The organism is Acidovorax sp. SRI_002 (assembly GCF_057586455.1).
In genome coordinates, this window is record NZ_JBYCZW010000012.1 from 37843 (window position 1) to 54093 (window position 16251).

At 64.3% G+C, this 16251-nt stretch carries 15 protein-coding genes; 5 read left to right on the forward strand and 10 right to left on the reverse strand.

Going from position 1 to position 16251, the window contains the following annotated elements:
* Positions 1 to 44: 44 nt before the first annotated feature.
* Positions 45 to 974 (forward strand): SMP-30/gluconolactonase/LRE family protein, encoded by a 930-nt coding sequence (locus AC2YJX_RS25835; protein WP_487257690.1) that lies wholly within the window; start codon positions 45 to 47, stop codon positions 972 to 974.
* A gap of 110 nt (positions 975 to 1084) precedes the next feature.
* On the opposite strand, the gene AC2YJX_RS25840 is transcribed toward AC2YJX_RS25835, so the two are convergent.
* From AC2YJX_RS25840 to pgi, 3 genes are all read right to left on the reverse strand, one after another.
* A complete protein-coding gene (locus AC2YJX_RS25840; protein ID WP_306556019.1) occupies positions 1085 to 1417 on the reverse strand; it encodes a hypothetical protein in 333 nt (110 codons plus the stop codon).
* A gap of 6 nt (positions 1418 to 1423) precedes the next feature.
* Positions 1424 to 2653, reverse strand: a complete 1230-nt coding sequence (locus tag AC2YJX_RS25845) for an AGE family epimerase/isomerase (RefSeq protein ID WP_487257691.1) — start codon at positions 2651 to 2653, stop codon at positions 1424 to 1426.
* 109 nt (positions 2654 to 2762) lie between these two features.
* Positions 2763 to 4328, reverse strand: coding sequence for a glucose-6-phosphate isomerase (pgi, locus tag AC2YJX_RS25850; RefSeq protein ID WP_487257692.1), 1566 nt, complete (start codon positions 4326 to 4328; stop codon positions 2763 to 2765).
* Between the two features lie 186 nt (positions 4329 to 4514).
* On the opposite strand from pgi, the gene zwf reads away from it, so the two are divergent.
* Positions 4515 to 5969: a glucose-6-phosphate dehydrogenase gene (gene zwf / locus AC2YJX_RS25855; RefSeq protein WP_121422369.1), complete on the forward strand. Its 1455-nt coding sequence runs from the start codon at positions 4515 to 4517 to the stop codon at positions 5967 to 5969.
* Between the two features lie 190 nt (positions 5970 to 6159).
* Positions 6160 to 6483 carry a hypothetical protein gene (locus AC2YJX_RS25860; protein WP_487257693.1) on the forward strand — a complete coding sequence of 108 codons (324 nt, stop codon included), beginning with the start codon at positions 6160 to 6162 and terminating at the stop codon, positions 6481 to 6483.
* A 14-nt stretch (positions 6484 to 6497) separates the two neighbouring features.
* Here AC2YJX_RS25860 and gloA2 read toward each other — a convergent pair whose 3' ends face one another.
* The 7 genes from gloA2 to AC2YJX_RS25895 all read right to left on the reverse strand — a co-directional run bounded on the left by gloA2 (position 6498) and on the right by AC2YJX_RS25895 (position 13567).
* Entirely contained in the window at positions 6498 to 6953 is a 456-nt protein-coding gene (gene gloA2 / locus AC2YJX_RS25865) for an SMU1112c/YaeR family gloxylase I-like metalloprotein (protein WP_487257694.1), read from the reverse strand.
* Entirely contained in the window at positions 6950 to 7927 is a 978-nt protein-coding gene (gene glk, locus AC2YJX_RS25870; RefSeq protein WP_121422360.1) for a glucokinase, read from the reverse strand. Before glk ends, gloA2 begins: the two co-directional genes overlap by 4 nt.
* Before the next feature lie 200 nt (positions 7928 to 8127).
* On the reverse strand, positions 8128 to 9204 hold the full coding sequence (locus tag AC2YJX_RS25875) for an ABC transporter ATP-binding protein (protein WP_121422359.1): 1077 nt from the start codon (positions 9202 to 9204) through the stop codon (positions 8128 to 8130).
* A gap of 8 nt (positions 9205 to 9212) precedes the next feature.
* Complete coding sequence (locus AC2YJX_RS25880) at positions 9213 to 10082, reverse strand: carbohydrate ABC transporter permease (RefSeq protein ID WP_121422358.1); 870 nt, start codon at positions 10080 to 10082, stop codon at positions 9213 to 9215.
* Positions 10072 to 10953, reverse strand: coding sequence for a carbohydrate ABC transporter permease (locus AC2YJX_RS25885; protein WP_121422357.1), 882 nt, complete (start codon positions 10951 to 10953; stop codon positions 10072 to 10074). The genes AC2YJX_RS25880 and AC2YJX_RS25885 overlap by 11 nt, the downstream gene beginning before the upstream one ends.
* 121 nt (positions 10954 to 11074) lie before the next feature.
* A complete protein-coding gene (locus tag AC2YJX_RS25890; RefSeq protein WP_487257695.1) occupies positions 11075 to 12259 on the reverse strand; it encodes a carbohydrate porin in 1185 nt (394 codons plus the stop codon).
* Between the two features lie 57 nt (positions 12260 to 12316).
* Entirely contained in the window at positions 12317 to 13567 is a 1251-nt protein-coding gene (locus AC2YJX_RS25895; protein ID WP_487257696.1) for an ABC transporter substrate-binding protein, read from the reverse strand.
* A gap of 224 nt (positions 13568 to 13791) precedes the next feature.
* Here AC2YJX_RS25895 and AC2YJX_RS25900 point away from each other — a divergent pair, with 224 nt between their 5' ends.
* Together AC2YJX_RS25900 and AC2YJX_RS25905 are read left to right on the forward strand one after the other, a co-directional pair.
* Entirely contained in the window at positions 13792 to 14511 is a 720-nt protein-coding gene (locus tag AC2YJX_RS25900; protein ID WP_055395176.1) for a response regulator transcription factor, read from the forward strand.
* Between the two features lie 178 nt (positions 14512 to 14689).
* Positions 14690 to 16084 (forward strand): sensor histidine kinase, encoded by a 1395-nt coding sequence (locus tag AC2YJX_RS25905; RefSeq protein WP_121507508.1) that lies wholly within the window; start codon positions 14690 to 14692, stop codon positions 16082 to 16084.
* Positions 16085 to 16251 lie beyond the last annotated feature (167 nt).

Here is a 16251-nt window from a genome sequence, read left to right on the forward strand (position 1 = left end):
CTGAGGCCCTAGAATGTAACTCGATAACCACCCCACTTCAACCCATGTCCCTGCAAACCCTGCCCCTGCCGCCCTCCGAACTGGGCGAATCACCCTTCTGGCACCCCACGGAAAAATCCCTTTACTGGTGTGACATTCAGGGACAAGCAGTACACGCATGGCATCCTGAAAGCGGTCGCCACCGGCAATGGCGCATGCCCAGTGAGCCCGGCTGCTGCGCGCCTGCAGCGGGCGGGCGGTTGGTAATCGGGTTACGAAACGGTTTCTACCTTCTGGATACGGCGAAGGACAGTGCCGACACCAACGCCCTCACCTGCCTGGCCCTGCTGCCACCTGAGCAGCACGACACCGCTGTGCTGCGCCTGAATGATGGCCGCTGCGACACCGCAGGGCGATTCTGGGCGGGCTCCGTCATCACGCCCCGCATTGCTCCCCATGCCGCGCTGTGGTGCCTGCAGGCCGACCCGGCCAGCGCCACGGGCTACCGCGTGCGCCATATGGCAGGCGACAACTTCACCGCCAACGGCCTGGCCTTCAGCCCCGACAACCGCACGCTGTACTGGTCCAACACGCCCGAGCACCGCATTGACCGGTTTGACTTTGATGTGGCAACGGGTGAGATCACGAACCGCCGCCCCTGGGTGCAGTTTGACCGCAAGGTGGAAGGCCAGCCTTACGGCGGCAGGCCCGATGGCGCGGCGGTGGATGTGGAAGGCAACTACTGGGTGGCGATGTACGAAGGGGCGTGTGTGTTGCAACTCTCGCCATCGGGTGAGGTGCTGCAGCGCATTGCAGTGCCGGTGCAGTGCCCGACCATGGTGTGTTTTGGGGGGGAGGATTTGCGGACGCTGTACGTCACGTCGGCACGGGCCGGGAGGCCGGTGGAGGAGCAGGAGGCGAAGACTCCTGCGGGATCGCTGTTCAGCGTGCGGGTGAAGGCGAAGGGACTACCGGTGAATTTCTTCGCAGGCTGAGTGCGTGGTACGGGATCCTGCTCAGGGAGAGAGGTGCCGGGCTTCGGGTTTGGGCTCGTATCAGTCGCTATCCTTCTGTGCTCCCACCTGTCGAACGCAGCTCTAGGAGCCTACCGCCCGACCGCTTGCCGCAGGGCATGTAAAAAGTCCGAGGGATGTTCGACGTCATGTACGAAGGGCATCCCGACGCGTGAAAAAATGGTCGCTAGTTCCACCTCAGATACGTTCAAAGAGCGCTCCAGAATCGAGAGCATCGACCGCTTCGAAGTCTCATTCAGGAATTCAAACTCGAATGAAACGGCTAGTTGCATAGCTCGACTTCGGTCGTCCGGATCATTGACGTCGAGGCTAGCCAACTGTTCGCATTCGTAGTCGCTCAGGTACTCGACATCGAAATACTTGAGCCAAGAAACCACCGTCTGCTGTTGGCCGATAGCCACCATTCTCACTCACACCTCCCCCAACGCCCCCAGCACGTCAAAACACGCCCCCATGTTGTGATAGTCCACCTTCCCCGCATTGCTTTTCTCGCGGGTGGTGTTGCGGTTGTCGCGGTGCAGGATGCGAAACCACGCGCCGTGGTTGTGGTCCACAAAGTGCTCCCAGCAGTAGGCCCAGATGCGGTCGTACCACTGCCAATACCGATCGTCGCCCGTGCGCACAGCCAGAACGGCAGCGGCGGCCATGCTCTCGGCCTGCACCCAGTGGTATTTGCCGTCGTCGCAGATGCTGCCGTCAGGCGCCATGCCGTAGTACAGGCCTCCGTGCTCGGCATCCCAGCCGCGCTCTACGGCGGTATCGAACAGGCGCTGTGCACAGGGCAGGTGCCAGTCGGCGGGCAGCAAGGCATCAAGTTGCAGCAGCAGCTTGGCCCATTCGGTCTGGTGGCCGATCTGGTAGCCCCAGGGGCGGAAGATGTTGCTGCGGTCGTGGCGGTTGTAGTCCCAGTCCACCGACCAGTCGGCGTGGAAATGCTCCCACACCCAGCCTTCGGCAGCCGGGGCGCTGGCAGGGTTGGATAACGCCGCCTGCCGCTGGCAGATGCCTTGCGCCAGTTGCTCGGCACGCTCGATGTAGCGGCGCTCGCCCGTGGCGCGGAAGGCCGAGATCAGGGCCTCGCAGGCGTGCATGTTGGCGTTCTGGCCCCGGTAGCCTGTGAGCTGCCAATCGGGACTGGCCTCGTCGGCGTACAAGCCTGCGGCGGGTTGCCAGAAATGCTGTTCGGCGGTATCAAAGGCCTGGGCCAGCCACTCGCGGGCTTCGGGCACGCCAGCTTCAAAGGCGCGGGCGTAGGCCAGCATCACAAAGGCCATGCCGTAGCAGTGGCGCGTGGCGTCTTGTACGGTGGCTCGCCTTTCATTCCAGTCGATCAGCCAGGCGTAGCCGCCAGTGGCGGGGTCGAGGAACGCGGTGCGCAGAAACTGCAGCGCGTGCAACATGCCGGCCTGGTAGCGTGCCTCGCCCGTGGTGCGGTAGAGCATGGCGTGCGTGACCACAAAACGGGTAGCGCTGACCAGGTGGCGGGTGCGCGTGTCGTACACCGCGCCGTCATCCAGGAAGAAGTGGTACTGCCCGCCGCTCGCGTCGGTGGCCACGGGGTCGTAGAACGCCATGGTGTCACGCAGATGCTGGCGCAAAAAGGCTGCGGAGCGGAAGTCCGGATAGGGCGGAATCGCCATGGGGGTGTCTCCTGATGCGTTAGCTGTAGGCCAGAGACCGTGCAGGCCTCTGTCGGTGGGAGCCTGGTCTGCCGCCAGCGCTGCCCCAAAACGAGCAATGTTCCGGGAGTCAGGCCGCGCTGCGCAGAAGGCCCAGCAGGCCGGCGGTCGAGCCATCCAGCCCCGCAGCGTCGCCACTGGCCAGCCGCGCCTCAATGTCCTTGGCCAGCACCTTGCCCAGCTCCACACCCCATTGGTCAAAGCTGTTGATGCCCCACAGGCTGCCACTTACGAACACGCGGTGCTCCTGCAGCGCAATCAGCGCGCCCAGCGAGGCGGGGGTGAGCGCATCAAGCAGCAAGAAGGTGCTGGGACGGTTGCCCGGGAAGTGGCGGTGCCCATCTTCCCCTTCCTTGCCCACCATCAGCGCCTGGGCCTGCGCCAGGGCGTTGGCCAGCAGCTTGTTGTGATGGCCCGGGAGTGGGTGGGTGGGCTGGCGCACGGCGATGAGTTCCAGCGGCAGCACGTCGGTGCCTTGGTGCAACATCTGAAAAAAAGCGTGTTGGCCGTTGGTGCCCGGCTCGCCCCACAGCAGGGGCGACGTGGCATAGGGCAGCGGCTGGCCGTCCAGCCCCACGCGCTTGCCGTTGCTCTCCATCTCCAGTTGCTGCAGATAGGCCGGCAGGCGGCGCAATGCGGCATGGTAGGGCGCAATGCAGCGGCTGGTGAAGCCATGGAAGTTGCGGTACCAGATGTCCAGCAGGCCCAGCCGCACCGGCAGGTTCTGCGCCAGCGGCGCTGTGCGGAAATGCTCGTCCATGGCATGGGCACCGGCCAGCAGGTCGCGAAAGCCCGCCGAGCCAATCGCAATCGCGATCGGCAGGCCAATGGCGGACCAGAGCGAATAGCGCCCACCCACCCAGTCCCAGAAGCCGAAGGTGGTGGTGATGCCCAGCGCCTGCGCGGCATCGACATTGGTGGTCAGTGCCGCAAAGTGGCGCCCCACATCCTGACCGCCTTGCGCCGCAAACCAGGCCAGCGCCGAGCGCGCGTTGGTCATGGTCTCTGCCGTGGTGAAGGTCTTGGAGGCGATGAGGAACAGCGTGCTCTCGGGCTTGAGCGTGCGCAGTGTGGTGTGCAGCTCATGCCCGTCCACGTTGGAGACAAAGTGCAGCCGCTTGCCCGGTGCACGGAACTGCTCCAGCGCCAGCACGGCCATGTGCGGGCCCAGGTCCGAGCCGCCGATGCCGATGTTCACCACATCGGTGATGGACTCATGAGCACGCACCGTGTCGGCATATGCCAGCATGGCATCCAGCGTAGTGTGCACCTGGGCCAGCTTGTGTGCAATGTCTGGCCCGTCGCCGGGCAACGCCAGGCCCCGGGGGCGGCGCAGCAGCGTGTGCAGCACGGCGCGGCCTTCGGTGCTGTTGATGGGCTGGCCGCCGAACATGGCGTCGCGGTGCCGGGTGAGTCCACTGGCACGGGCCATGTCCAGCAGCAGCGCTTCGGTGGTGGCGTCCCACAGGTTCTTGGAAAGGTCCGCAAACACCTCGGGCGCATGCTGGCTGAAGTGCTCAAAGCGCTGCGCATCGCTGGCAAAGGCCTTCCGCAGGTCCAGACGGCTGCCATCTGCGGAGAACGCGGCCTGCAACTGAGGCCACTGCGGAGTTTGGTCGCAACGGAGGGAGGACATGGTGAATTCAGGATGTGGGGAGGTGAAAACCGGCGAGATAGTAACTTGATTACACAGTTTATCTAATAATTTCTGCGCACGAACTGTCAAAAAACGTTTTACAGCCTCTACAGCTACACAATTCAATGTAACGAGATTACAATTTCCAGCCTCAGACGCACAACAACACCCTGATACGGAGACCCCATGAGTTTTGACCTTGTCCTGTTTGGTGGAACAGGTGACCTGGCTTGGCGCAAGCTCATGCCCGCATTGTTTCAGGCGTTCCGGCACGGAACGCTGCCCGAGGGGGGTCGAATCATTGCCGTGGCGCGTGACGAGTTGAGCCACGAACAATACCGCAGCCTGATAAAGGCGCGGTTTGACAGCGTGGAACTGGCCAAGCGCCCCACCCCGGACGAGTTCGAACGCTTTGGTGCGCTGCTGCACTACCTGCGCATGGATCTGTCCAAAACAGAGGACTACACCAAGCTGGCCGCCATGCTGCATGAACGCGGCGCCGACTCGGTGGTGATGTATGTGGCCACCGCGCCCAGCCTGTTCACCAACGTGTGCGAGCAGATCGCCGCCGTGGGCCTGAACGGCCCCACTACCCGCGTGGTGCTGGAAAAACCGCTGGGCCACGACCTCCAATCGAACCAGGCCATCAACGACACGCTGCGCCGCGTGCTCAAGGAAGAGCAGGTCTTTCGCATCGACCACTACCTGGGCAAGCCCTCGGTGCAGAACCTGTTTGCCATGCGCTTTGGCAACGCACTGTTCGAGCCCCTGTGGCGGCGCGAAACCATTGCCAACATCCAGATCACCATTGCCGAAGAACTGGGCGTGGAAACGCGCGGCGCGTTCTATGACCAGACCGGCGCCCTGCGTGACATGGTGCAGAACCACGCGCTGCAACTGCTGTGCGCCATCGGCATGGAGCCGCCCATCAACTCCAGCGCCAACGCCATCCGCGATGAAAAGCTCAAGGTGCTGCAATCGCTCAAGCCATGGAGCATGGAGACCATCGGCCAGCACGTGATTCGCGGTCAGTACGCTGCGGGCAACGTGCACGGCGCGCAAGTGCCCGGCTACGCGCAGGAAAAAGGCGTGGCCCCCGGCAGCACCACCGAAACCTTTGTCGCGCTGCGCACCGAGATCAGCAACTGGCGCTGGGCCGGAGTGCCGTTCTACATTCGCACCGGCAAGCGCCTCGCCGGGCGCGATGCGCACATCGTCGTCAACTTCCGCCCGGTGCCGCACCCCATCTTCAAGACCCCGGTGGGCGCCGCCAACCGCCTGGTGATCAACCTGCAGCCCAAGGACGGGCTGGAGCTGCACCTGCTGGCCCAAGGCGCCGCCCAGCACCAGACGGAGCCCGCGCTGTCGCAGGTGCACCTGAACCTGGACTTCGACCAGCGCTTTGGCACCGAGCGCGTGGGCGCCTACGAACGCCTGCTGCTCGACGTGATTGCAGGCCGCCTGAACCTGTTTGTGCGCAGCGACGAGCAGGAAGAAGCCTGGCGCTGGGTCGAGCCCATCCTGCAGCACTGGAAGAACGACCCCGTGGGGCCGCGCCCGTACACGGCGGGCAGCTGGGGGCCTAGCTCGGCCAGCGCGATGATTGCGAGGGATGGGTATTGCTGGAGCGAGGAGATGTGAGCGGCAGGTGGTAGCCTCTAACGCTCCACCGGTTCCCGAATAACCCAGACTCACGGCCATGCTCACGAAGCGAAAGCTACTACCCGTCCTCCTGAGCATTCCGTTGATCGGAGCGCTAGCTTTCCTTGCACCGTCAGGTCCTGAAGGTTGGAAATCTGCCTGCGGATGCATCCCTACGGACTGGGGTTTTGTGAGTTTCCTGTCGCTGGAGACGGAAGGGTCACCTCTCTCAGCTTCTGTGGATCTCGACAAGCTGGACAACGCGATGGTTGTCTCTGGCTTCCTGCGCAAAATTCCTATTGGCTCTAGCCTGCAAGAAGTCAAAGAAACCAGCAGATTCATGGAATCCACCTGCGAAGAGGTCAATTCCCGCCTCTATCGGTGCGACTACTGGCTTCAGTTCAAACGCACCTCAGCACGAGGTTACTCCGTGTGGTTTCACCTCTCTGAGACCCAGCAGCTGGGATCGCTCGAAGCCAAGGCAGTGACGAAAGAAACAAAAAAGGCGTTGTGATTCGCGCAGGAAGCTCAGTCAGCCCCAGCAGTCTGTCTATCGATTCCCCCCACCAACTCAATCGGCAACCCATCAGGGTCGGCAAAAAAGGTGAACAACGCGCCGGTAAACGGATCGACCCGCACCGGCTCGACCGCCACGCCATGCGCTACCAGCGTGCCCACGCTGGCCTCCATATCGGCTACGCGCAACGCCAGATGGCGCAGGCCACAGGCCTCGGGGTACGACGGGCGCTTGGGTGGATGGGGGAAGGAAAAAAGCTCCACCTGCGTTCCATCGGGTAACTGCAGGTCCAGCTTGTACGACTGCCGCTCCGCCCGAAAGACTTCGTGCACCACCCGCAGGCCGAGCACCTCGGTGTAGAAGCGGCGCGAGCGGACATAGTCGCTGGCGATGATGGCCACATGGTGCACACCGCTGACCTGTAGCGCAGGCCCCGGCGCGGGCGGTGCGGCAACTTCGCTGCTCATCCTTCAGAGCCGGCAATATCGAGCGCACGCGAAGCTCCATACAGCGCAGGCGTGGCGCTCGGGTCGATGATCCAGCAGGGGATGGACGCGAGGTAGGGCTGAAAGCGTCCCTTGGACTCGAACCGTGCGCGGAACGAGGATTTGTCGAACCACGTGCCCAGGCGCGGCACCATGCCGCCGCCAATGAACACGCCGCCGCGCGCGCCCAGGGTAAGGGCCAGGTTACCCGCCACGCTACCCAGAAAGCCGCAGAACAGGTCCAGCGCCTCCAGCGCCAAGGCGTCGTTGGACTGCAGTGCCAGCTCGGTCACTTCGGCGGCCGAACTGATCTCCTTGCCGCCGCGCTGGGCCAGCCTGCGCAGCGCATGGTACAGGTCCACCAGCCCCGCACCCGATACCGCGCGCTCTGCGGACACATGGCCATAGCGTTCTTGCAGGATGGCCAGCACGTCGAATTCGCGCTGCGTCTGCGCGGCCAGCGAAACGTGCCCACCCTCGCCCGACAGGGGCACGCCGTTGCTGGACCCCGGCGGGAAGACCAGACCCGACACGCCCAGGCCCGTGCCCGGGCCCAGCAGCGCGATGGCGGCGCCCGGCACGGCCTCGCCACCGCCCACGGGGCGCAGCAGGTCGGGCGTCAGCAGGGGCAGCGCCAGCGCCAGCGCGGTGAAGTCGTTGATGACCACCAGGCGCTCAAAACCAAACGCCTCGCGCACCGCGCGCTGCGAGAAGCTCCAGCTGTGGTTGGTCATGCGGATGGCGTCGCCCGTGACGGGGTTGGCAATGCCAAACGCCGCCTCGCGCGGGGTGGGTACGCCCACTTCTGTCAGATAGGCCGCCAGCGCAGCATCCACGGTGGGGAACTGCGCGCAGGGCAACACGCGCGTGTCGTGCAAGGGGCCGCCCGGTTCGTTCTGCCAGGCCAGTCGGATATTGGTGCCGCCGATGTCGGCAAGGAGGCGCTGAGGGTGCATGGGAAAAAGATGAAAACCAAAGGTCACACGCCCCCGTTGCCCTGTGGCAGACGGCGGACTGCGGATCGCCAACGCTATTATTTATATAGCTTTTGACGCTTGATAGATAAGCGCTAGAGCCTCTTTTTACCTGAATTACCGCTTCAGGCAAAGACCAAAGCCCCTTCTCGCAGCGACCCAGGGGCGGGGCTCCCAACCGCTCAGCCTGTCAATCGATCTTCGGACTTGGCGTCGAACCAGTGGGCGTTGGCGGGCTCTACCGCCAGGCCCACGGCGTCGCCGGGCTGCACACGGGTCTGCGCATCGGTGCGCAGCGTGACGCTGCCTGCGGCGGTGTCCACCATCACATAGGTGTCGGGGCCCGTGGGCTCCACCACGCTGACCCGCCCGCGCCAGGGGGCAGTCTCCTGCATCACCAGGTGCTCAGGGCGCACGCCCAGCAGCACTTCGTTGGAACCGCTTTGTGGGGGGGATGGAGGTGCCAGGTTCAACGCCGCGCCCTGGATGCCAAACTGCCCGCCTGTGACCGCGCCACGCAGCAGGTTCATGGTGGGCGAGCCGATGAAGGTGGCCACGTAGGTATTGGCCGGGCGGTTGTAGATCTCGTCGGGCGTGCCCAGCTGCTGCACCACGCCGCCCTTCATCACCGCGATGCGCGAACCCAGGGTCATGGCTTCGACCTGATCATGCGTCACGTACACGCTGGTGATGCCGCTGGCCTGGTGCAGGCGCTTGATCTCGGCGCGCATCTCCACGCGCAGCTTGGCGTCGAGGTTGGACAGCGGTTCGTCAAACAAGAAGAGCTGCGGCTGGCGCGCCAGGGCCCGGCCCATGGCCACGCGCTGGCGCTGGCCGCCCGAGAGCTGGCTGGGGCGGCGGTCGAGCAGGTGACTGATCTGCAGCATGGCTGCGACTTCGTCGATGCGCTTTTGGCGCTCTGGCTTGGGCATCTTGCGCATCTCCAGCGCAAAGCCAATGTTGTCGGCCACGGAGAGCGTGGGGTACAGCGCGTAGCTCTGGAACACCATGGCGATGTCACGGTCGCGCGGGGGCATGCCCACCACGTTCTTGCCACCGATGCGGATCTCGCCTTCGGTGGGCTCGTCCAGGCCCGCAATGATGTTGAGCAACGTGGATTTGCCGCAGCCCGAGGGGCCGACCAGGATCAGGAACTCGCCCGGTGCCACGTGGATGTCGATCTTGCGCAGCACTTCCACGCTCTTGTCACCCTTGCCAAAGCGCTTGTTGATGCCCGCGATGTCCAATGAAGACGCCATGATTTTCCTTAACCTTTCACCGCGCCAGCCGTCAGGCCGCGCACAAAAAACTTGCCTGCGAGAACATAGATCACCATGGTGGGCAAGCCTGCGATGATCGCGGCCGCCATGTCCACGTTGTAGGCCTTCACACTGCTGCTGGTGTTGGCCAGGTTGTTCAGGCCCACCGTCACGGGCTTCGAGTCGGTGCCCGAGAACACCACGCCAAACAGGAAGTCGTTCCAGATGTTGGTGAACTGCCAGATCAGCGTGACCATGATGATGGGCGTGGACAGCGGCAGCACGATGCGCCAGAAGATCTGGAAGAAGCTGGCGCCATCCATGCGCGCCGCGTTCACCAGCTCCTTCGGGATCGCCGCGTAGTAGTTGCGAAAGAACAGCGTGGTGCCCGCCAGCCCCGCCAGGCAGTGCACCAGCACCAGCCCGGTGATGGAGCTCGAAAGCCCCAGCCATCCCAGCACCTGGCTCATGGGCAGCAGCACCACCTGGAACGGCATGAACACGCCAAACAGCAGCATGCCGAACAGCGCATCGCTGCCGCGAAACTTCCACAGGCTCAGCACATAACCATTGAGCGCACCCCACACGGTGGAGATCATCACGGCCGGCACGGCCATGGCCACCGAATTCCAGAAGAACGGGCGCAGGCCATTGCAGTCCACGCCCGTGCACGCGCTGGACCAGGCCGTGCCCCAGGCTGCCCCGTTCAGCGCAGCGGGCAGCGCCAGCAGCGAGGTGCTGCGGATCTCCTCGGCATCCTTGAACGAGGTGACGAGCATGGCGTACAGCGGCAGCAGGAAGAACGCGGTGGCCAGGGCCAGCACGGCATAGACCAGCAAGCGGCCAAGCGATGGAAAGAGGGAGGGCTTAGCGGTCATGGGGCTTGGTCCGCAGTTCGCTGTAAAGGTAAGGGATGACCAGTGCCGCCACGGTGGCCAGCATCATGGTGGCACTGGCGGCGCCCAGGCCGATCTGGCCGCGCGAGAACGACATGGTGTACATGAACGTTGCGGGCACGTCGGTGGAAAAACCAGGGCCACCGGCGGTGAGCGCCATCACCAGGTCAAAGCTCTTGATCGCCAGGTGCGACAGCACCATGACCGTGGAGAAGAACACGGGCCGCAGTGCTGGCAGCACGATGCGCCAGTAGATGCGTGGCAAGGATGCACCATCGACCTGCGCGGCCTTGATGATGCTGTCGTCGATGCCCCGCAGGCCCGCCAGGAACAGCGCCATCGCAAAACCAGCGCTTTGCCAAATGCCTGCAATCACCACGCAGTAGATGGCCATCTCGGTGTCCACCAGCCAGCCAAACTCAAAATTCGGAAAGCCCCAGTCGCGCACCATTTTTTCGATGCCCAGGCCCGGGTTGAGCAGCCACTTCCAGGCCGTTCCCGTGACCACAAACGACAGGGCCATGGGGTACAGGTAAATGGTGCGCAGCGCGCCCTCAGCGCGAATCTTCTGGTCCAGCAACACGGCCAGCACGACGCCGATGGCCAGGGACCCGCCCACGTAGCCCACGCCGAAGATGCCGAGGTTCTTGAGCGCGACCCACCAGCGGTCCATCTCCCAGAGTTTTTCGTACTGCGCGAGGCCCACCCACTCGTAGTTGGGGAGCATGCGCGATGCGGAGAGGCTCAGCACGCCATTCCAGACCATCAGGCCATAGATGAAGGCAAAGCCCAGTACAAAAGCCGGTGTCACGACCAGCTTGGGCAGCCATGTTTCAAAGGTGTTTTTGCTCATGGCCACGGTATGTGTTTGTCATCGTCCTGCATGTAAAAAAAGCGGGGGACACGCAGGAGTGCCCCCCAAATGAACAAAGTAACCTCTGACTAACTCGCTAACTCACTACCTACTCAACGGATCACCACCACACCTCGTACTGCACGCCCACCAGCGTGCGCGAGGTCTTGCCATTGGCGCCAAAGGTTGCGGCATTGGCCAGTGCCGCTGCCTGGTTCCAGTTGGCCTTGGTCACGTACAGACGCAACTCGGGACGTGACCAGAAGTCTTCCGACAGGGCCAAGGCGCCCGCCAGCGTGACCTTGGACAGGCGCTGGTCAGCACCAGTGCCCTTGCGGGTGGTGGTGGACAGTTCCACCAGGCCCTTGAAGTTCTTGGTGAACGCATAGGAGCCACGGCCGCCCAGCGAGAAGTCCTTGGTCTCCACGCCCGTCAGATCAGCCTTGTTGGTCTGGTAGCCAATGAGGGCCTGACCACCAAACGGGCCGCTTTGCCAATTGATGGAGTCGGCGATGCGGGTGGCGCGCTTGCCAGCGCTGGTGCCCTCGATGGCCTCGAACTCTCCGTCGATGCGCGCATGGCCCCGCGATGTTTGCAGGTACAGCGTGTTGGTGATGCTGGGCAGCAGGAATTCCTTTTGCGTGTGCATGAAGGAGATGCCCGAGCCCGAACCGCCATTGACCTGGCCCTTGCCCCCCACCGCCGTCAGCAGCACCCGCAGCTTGCCGCCCGGGTTGGTGTTGATCTCCGACAGGTCGGCGTTGATGCGGTGTGCCTTCACGTTGTTGGGCAGGCCACCGTCGAACTTGTCGCCGGTGAACACGCCCAGGCCCAGCTTCATGCCGCCGACGGGCACGTCGGTCACACCGGCGCCGATGTTGTCGCCGTAGTTCAGCAGGAAGTAGTCGACGATGTGCACATCCTGGATCCGCAGGCGGCGCTGGCCGACCCAGAACTTGGCTTCGGGTGAGAACGAGAAGCCGCTCATTTCTACAAACGCCTGTTCGGTGCTGATGTCGCCACTGCCCCACTTGGCGGGCATGTAGTTGACCTTCCACTTGACACCGCCGGCTTCAAAACCGCGTGCAAAGTTGACTTCGATGCCGTTGTCACCCTCGTTGCCCAGGCGGTATTTCTGCAGCTCGCCACCCAGCGAAAGGTTGCCCTTCACGCCGTCGGAGTGGTTGAACACCGGGCCGCCCCGCGAGTAACCGTTGAACTCAAAGCCTGCTACATCCATAGCAAAGGCGCCATTCGCGCATGCGGCGGCCAAAGCCACCGCCGTAAGGCGGTTTCTTGTCTTCATGATGGGATCCCTCTGGGGTTGGTTTTAGTGCGTGTGTGCGCGTGTGTCTTGCACGGCTTACTTGGTTTTCGCGGCGGCCGCGATCTTCTTCATGGCATCGGCGACGCTGACCTTGTCGTCGTTCCAGAACTGGCTGACCACGTCCTTGATGGCGCCTTCGGTGGCCGGGGCAATTGCCATGCCGTGGGCCGCGCTGGGCACCAGGCCGCCGCTCTTGGCGGTGTCCACGAAGTCCTTGGCCGAGGCCTTGGCGCAGTCGTCAAACTTGTCCATGGGCTGGCCCGCACGCACGGGGATGGAGCCCTTGTTCAGGTTGAACACTTCCTGGAAAGCCGGGCTCATGATGGCGCTGGCGAGGTCGCTCTGCGCCTTTTGTGCGGCAGCATCCTTCAGCTTGAACAGAATGAACGAATCGACGTTGAAGGTGAACGCGTTGGCCGAGCCCGGTGCAGCAGCACACAGGAAGTCCTTGCCCGGCGCCTTGCCTGCGGCCAGGAACTCGCCCTTGGCCCAGTCGCCCATCAGCTGAAAGCCTGCCTTGCCCTGGATCAGCATGGCCGTGGCCAGGTTCCAGTCGCGGCCAGGGGCGCCGGGGTCGGTGTAGCCCTTGATGCGGCGGAAGGTCTCCAGCGACTTCTTCATGGTGTCGCTGTTGATGGCCTTGTCGTCAAGCTTGACCAAGGCGTCCTGGTAGAACTTGGGGCCACCCACGCCGAGCACCACCGATTCAAACGTGGTGAAGTCCTGCCAGTTCTGGCCACCGTGGGCCACGGGCACCAGGCCTGCGGCCTTGAGCTTGTCGGCTGCCGCAAAGAACTCGTCCCAGGTCTTGGGCATGGCGGCCACGCCAGCCTTCTTCAGGGCCTCGGAACTGCCCCACATCCAGTTCACACGGTGCACGTTGACCGGGGCGGCCACATAAGCGCCCTTGTACTTCATGACATCGGCGACCACCTTGGGCAGCAGGTCATCCCATTTTTCAGCCTTGGCCAGGGTGTCCATGTTGGCCAGCACGCCTTCGGACGCCCACTCCTGAATGGCCGGGCCCTTGGTCTGCGCAGCCGACGGTGGGTTGCCCGAGATCACGCGGCTCTTGAGCACGGTCATGGCGCTGTCGCCACCGCCACCGGCCACGGCAAAGTCGCGCCAGGTGTGGCCCTTGCCCTGCATGATCTTCTTGAGCTCGGCCACCGACTTGGCTTCGCCGCCCGAAGTCCAGTAGTGCAGGACCTCCACCTCCCCCGCGCTGGCCGACGTCGCTGCCGCCAGGCCCACCGCCACTGCGGCGATTTTTGTCATCTTCCACATACCCGTGTCTCCTCGATGTTTGAATCCGTTGGTGCGCCGCAATCCGGTGCTGTTCAGCGCAGTCGGTACTTTAATTACAATAATTAATGAACATATCAGGGCTTTCCCGGGTGTGGGTTACATACCAACGCCATTGGCCCGTTATTGAATTACCAACCGCTGCGGGTGCAAGCATTGCCATGCTGCAGGAGCCGCTGGCGGGGTGCTTTGTTATGCTCAATCCCATGGCCACGATACTGATTGTTGAAGATGATGCCCTGCTGCTGGACGCGCTGACTGGCCAGCTCCAGCAGCTGGAATTCGGCGTGCACACGGCCTCCAGTGTGGCCGAGGCCACCACGCTGCTGCAGTCGCAGGCGGTGGACGGCATCATCCTGGACCTGGGCCTGCCCGGCGCCGACGGCATGGAGCTTCTGACCTGGGCGCGCACCCACATTGCCGGCCTGCCCGTGCTGATTCTGACCGCGCGCGATGGCGTGGAAGACCGCGTGCTGGGTCTCAATGCCGGGGCTGACGACTACATCACCAAGCCCTTCAACATGCAGGAGCTGCAGGCCCGCCTGCAGGCCATGCTGCGCCGTGCGCGCCAGCCCGCCTTTACCCAGGCCAGCAGCGCCGCAGGGGGCGCCAGCACCACCATCGGCCCGCTGGTGCTGGACCACGCCAGCCATTCGGCGGCGCTCAATGGCGACCTGCTCGACCTGACCCAGCGCGAATGGGAGCTGCTGGAGTTGCTGGTCAACCGCTGTGGCGAAGTCGTCACGCGCGACGATGTGCTGGCCGCCTGGCGCGCCAGCCCCCCGGAGCCCGGACAAACCGCCGCGCCCCCGCTCAACTCCAACGCGCTGGAGGTGTATGTGCACCGCCTGCGCAAGAAGCTCGACACCTCGCCGCTGGCCATCCGCAACATCCGGGGGCTGGGGTACATGCTGAACAGGCCGTAGATGGAACACCCCCCTGAGTCGCTGCGCGCCTTCCCCCCGCTCTCGCTTCGCTGCGCTACGCGGGCAGGAGGACGATGCCCTCGCTGCGGGGCGGCCCTTGCTCGGCATCCCTCGCGGGGGCCGCGCCAGTGGCTGGCATCGGGGGTCCCACTGATCTCCGCAGGCCCAGGCCACTGACATGCGCCACGTACCGGGGGTTTCTCTTCAACGCAAGCTGCTGCTGTGGCTGTTGCTGCCGCAGCTGGTGTTGTGGCTGTCTGGCGGGTTTCTGGCGTGGCGCATTGCGCTGCAGAACGGCGAGAAGGGCATTGACCAGACGCTGACGCAGTCGGTGCGAGCGCTCGCGCGGCAGATCAAGCCGATCGGGGACGGGTTGCTGGTGGACTTTCCCAAGGCCGCGCAGGACATCCTGGAGCAGGACCCGGCCGACCGCATCACCTACATGGTCTCGTCCCCGCCCGGCCGCTTTCTGCTGGGCAATGCCCAGTTGCCCCCGCCGCCGCCCGTGGAGGTGCGCGTAGGCGACCCCTACCTGTACCACGCCCGCGTGGACGACCGCCCCGTGCGCGTGGCGCTGCTGGACGTGGACTACGGCACACCCCAGACGCGCCAGACCCTGCGCGTGCAGGTGGCGCAGAGCCTCACCGTGCGCGAGCGCATCGCGCAGGAGCTGCTGGAGCAGATGGTGTTCCCCATGGGGCTGATGGGCCTGGCGCTGAGCGCCGTGGTGTATGCGGGCGTGCTGCGCGGCCTGCAGCCCTTGAAGCGCCTGGAGGCCCAGATCGAGCGCGCCGGCGCCCTGCCGCAGGCTGGCACCACACCGCTGCCCCCCATCGAGCTGACCTCGGCTCCGCAGGAGGTGCATTCGCTGGCCAGCACCATCAACCGGCTGCTGGAGACCGTGGCGCGCGGCCAGCAAAAGGAAAAGCGCTTTCTCAACGACGCTGCGCACCAACTGCGCACCCCGCTGGCCGGGCTCATCGGCCAGACCGAGCTGGCCCTGCACGAAAGCCATGAGCCCGCCGTGCAGGAACGCCTGCAAAAGGTGCTTTCGGCCGCCCAGCGCAGCGCCCACTTGGTGCACCAGTTGCTGCAGCTGGCGCGCTCCGAATCGAACGTGGAGATGCAGGCCATCGACCTGGCCTGCCTGGCCCGCGAAGTCGCTCGCGAATGGGCAGCCCGCGCCCTGGCGCAAGGCATGGACCTGGGCTACGAGGGTGACGACAGCCTGCCCGTGCAAGGCCACCCGGTGCTGCTGCGCGAAGCGCTCAACAACCTCATCGACAACGCACTGCACTACGCAGGCCCCGGCGCCACGGTGACAGTGCGTGTGGGCCACGAGGAGCCCGGGCGCTGGGCCTTGCTGCTGGTGGAGGACGACGGGCCGGGCGTGCCAGCCGAACACCTGGGCGATCTGTTTGCGCGCTTCTGGCGCGGGTCGGACAAGGCGGGAGGGTGTGGGCTCGGGCTGTCGATCGTGGAGGAGATCGCGCTGCGGCATGGCGGCCGGACGGTGGCGGAGGGGGTGGTGCCGAGGGGGTTGCGGGTGGGGATGCGGCTGCCTGCGGGGTGAATTTTTGGTTTTTTTGGGGTCTGGCGCTTGGTGGATAAGCACTGACAGCTATTGTTTTAATAGTTGCAGGGTTTCTTCTGCCCGTTCGGGCTGAGCTTGTCGAAGCCTGGGCACGCTCGTTCGCTGATCTGTGCGGCGTGCCTGGATTGAGGGCGGAGGCCGGGAGT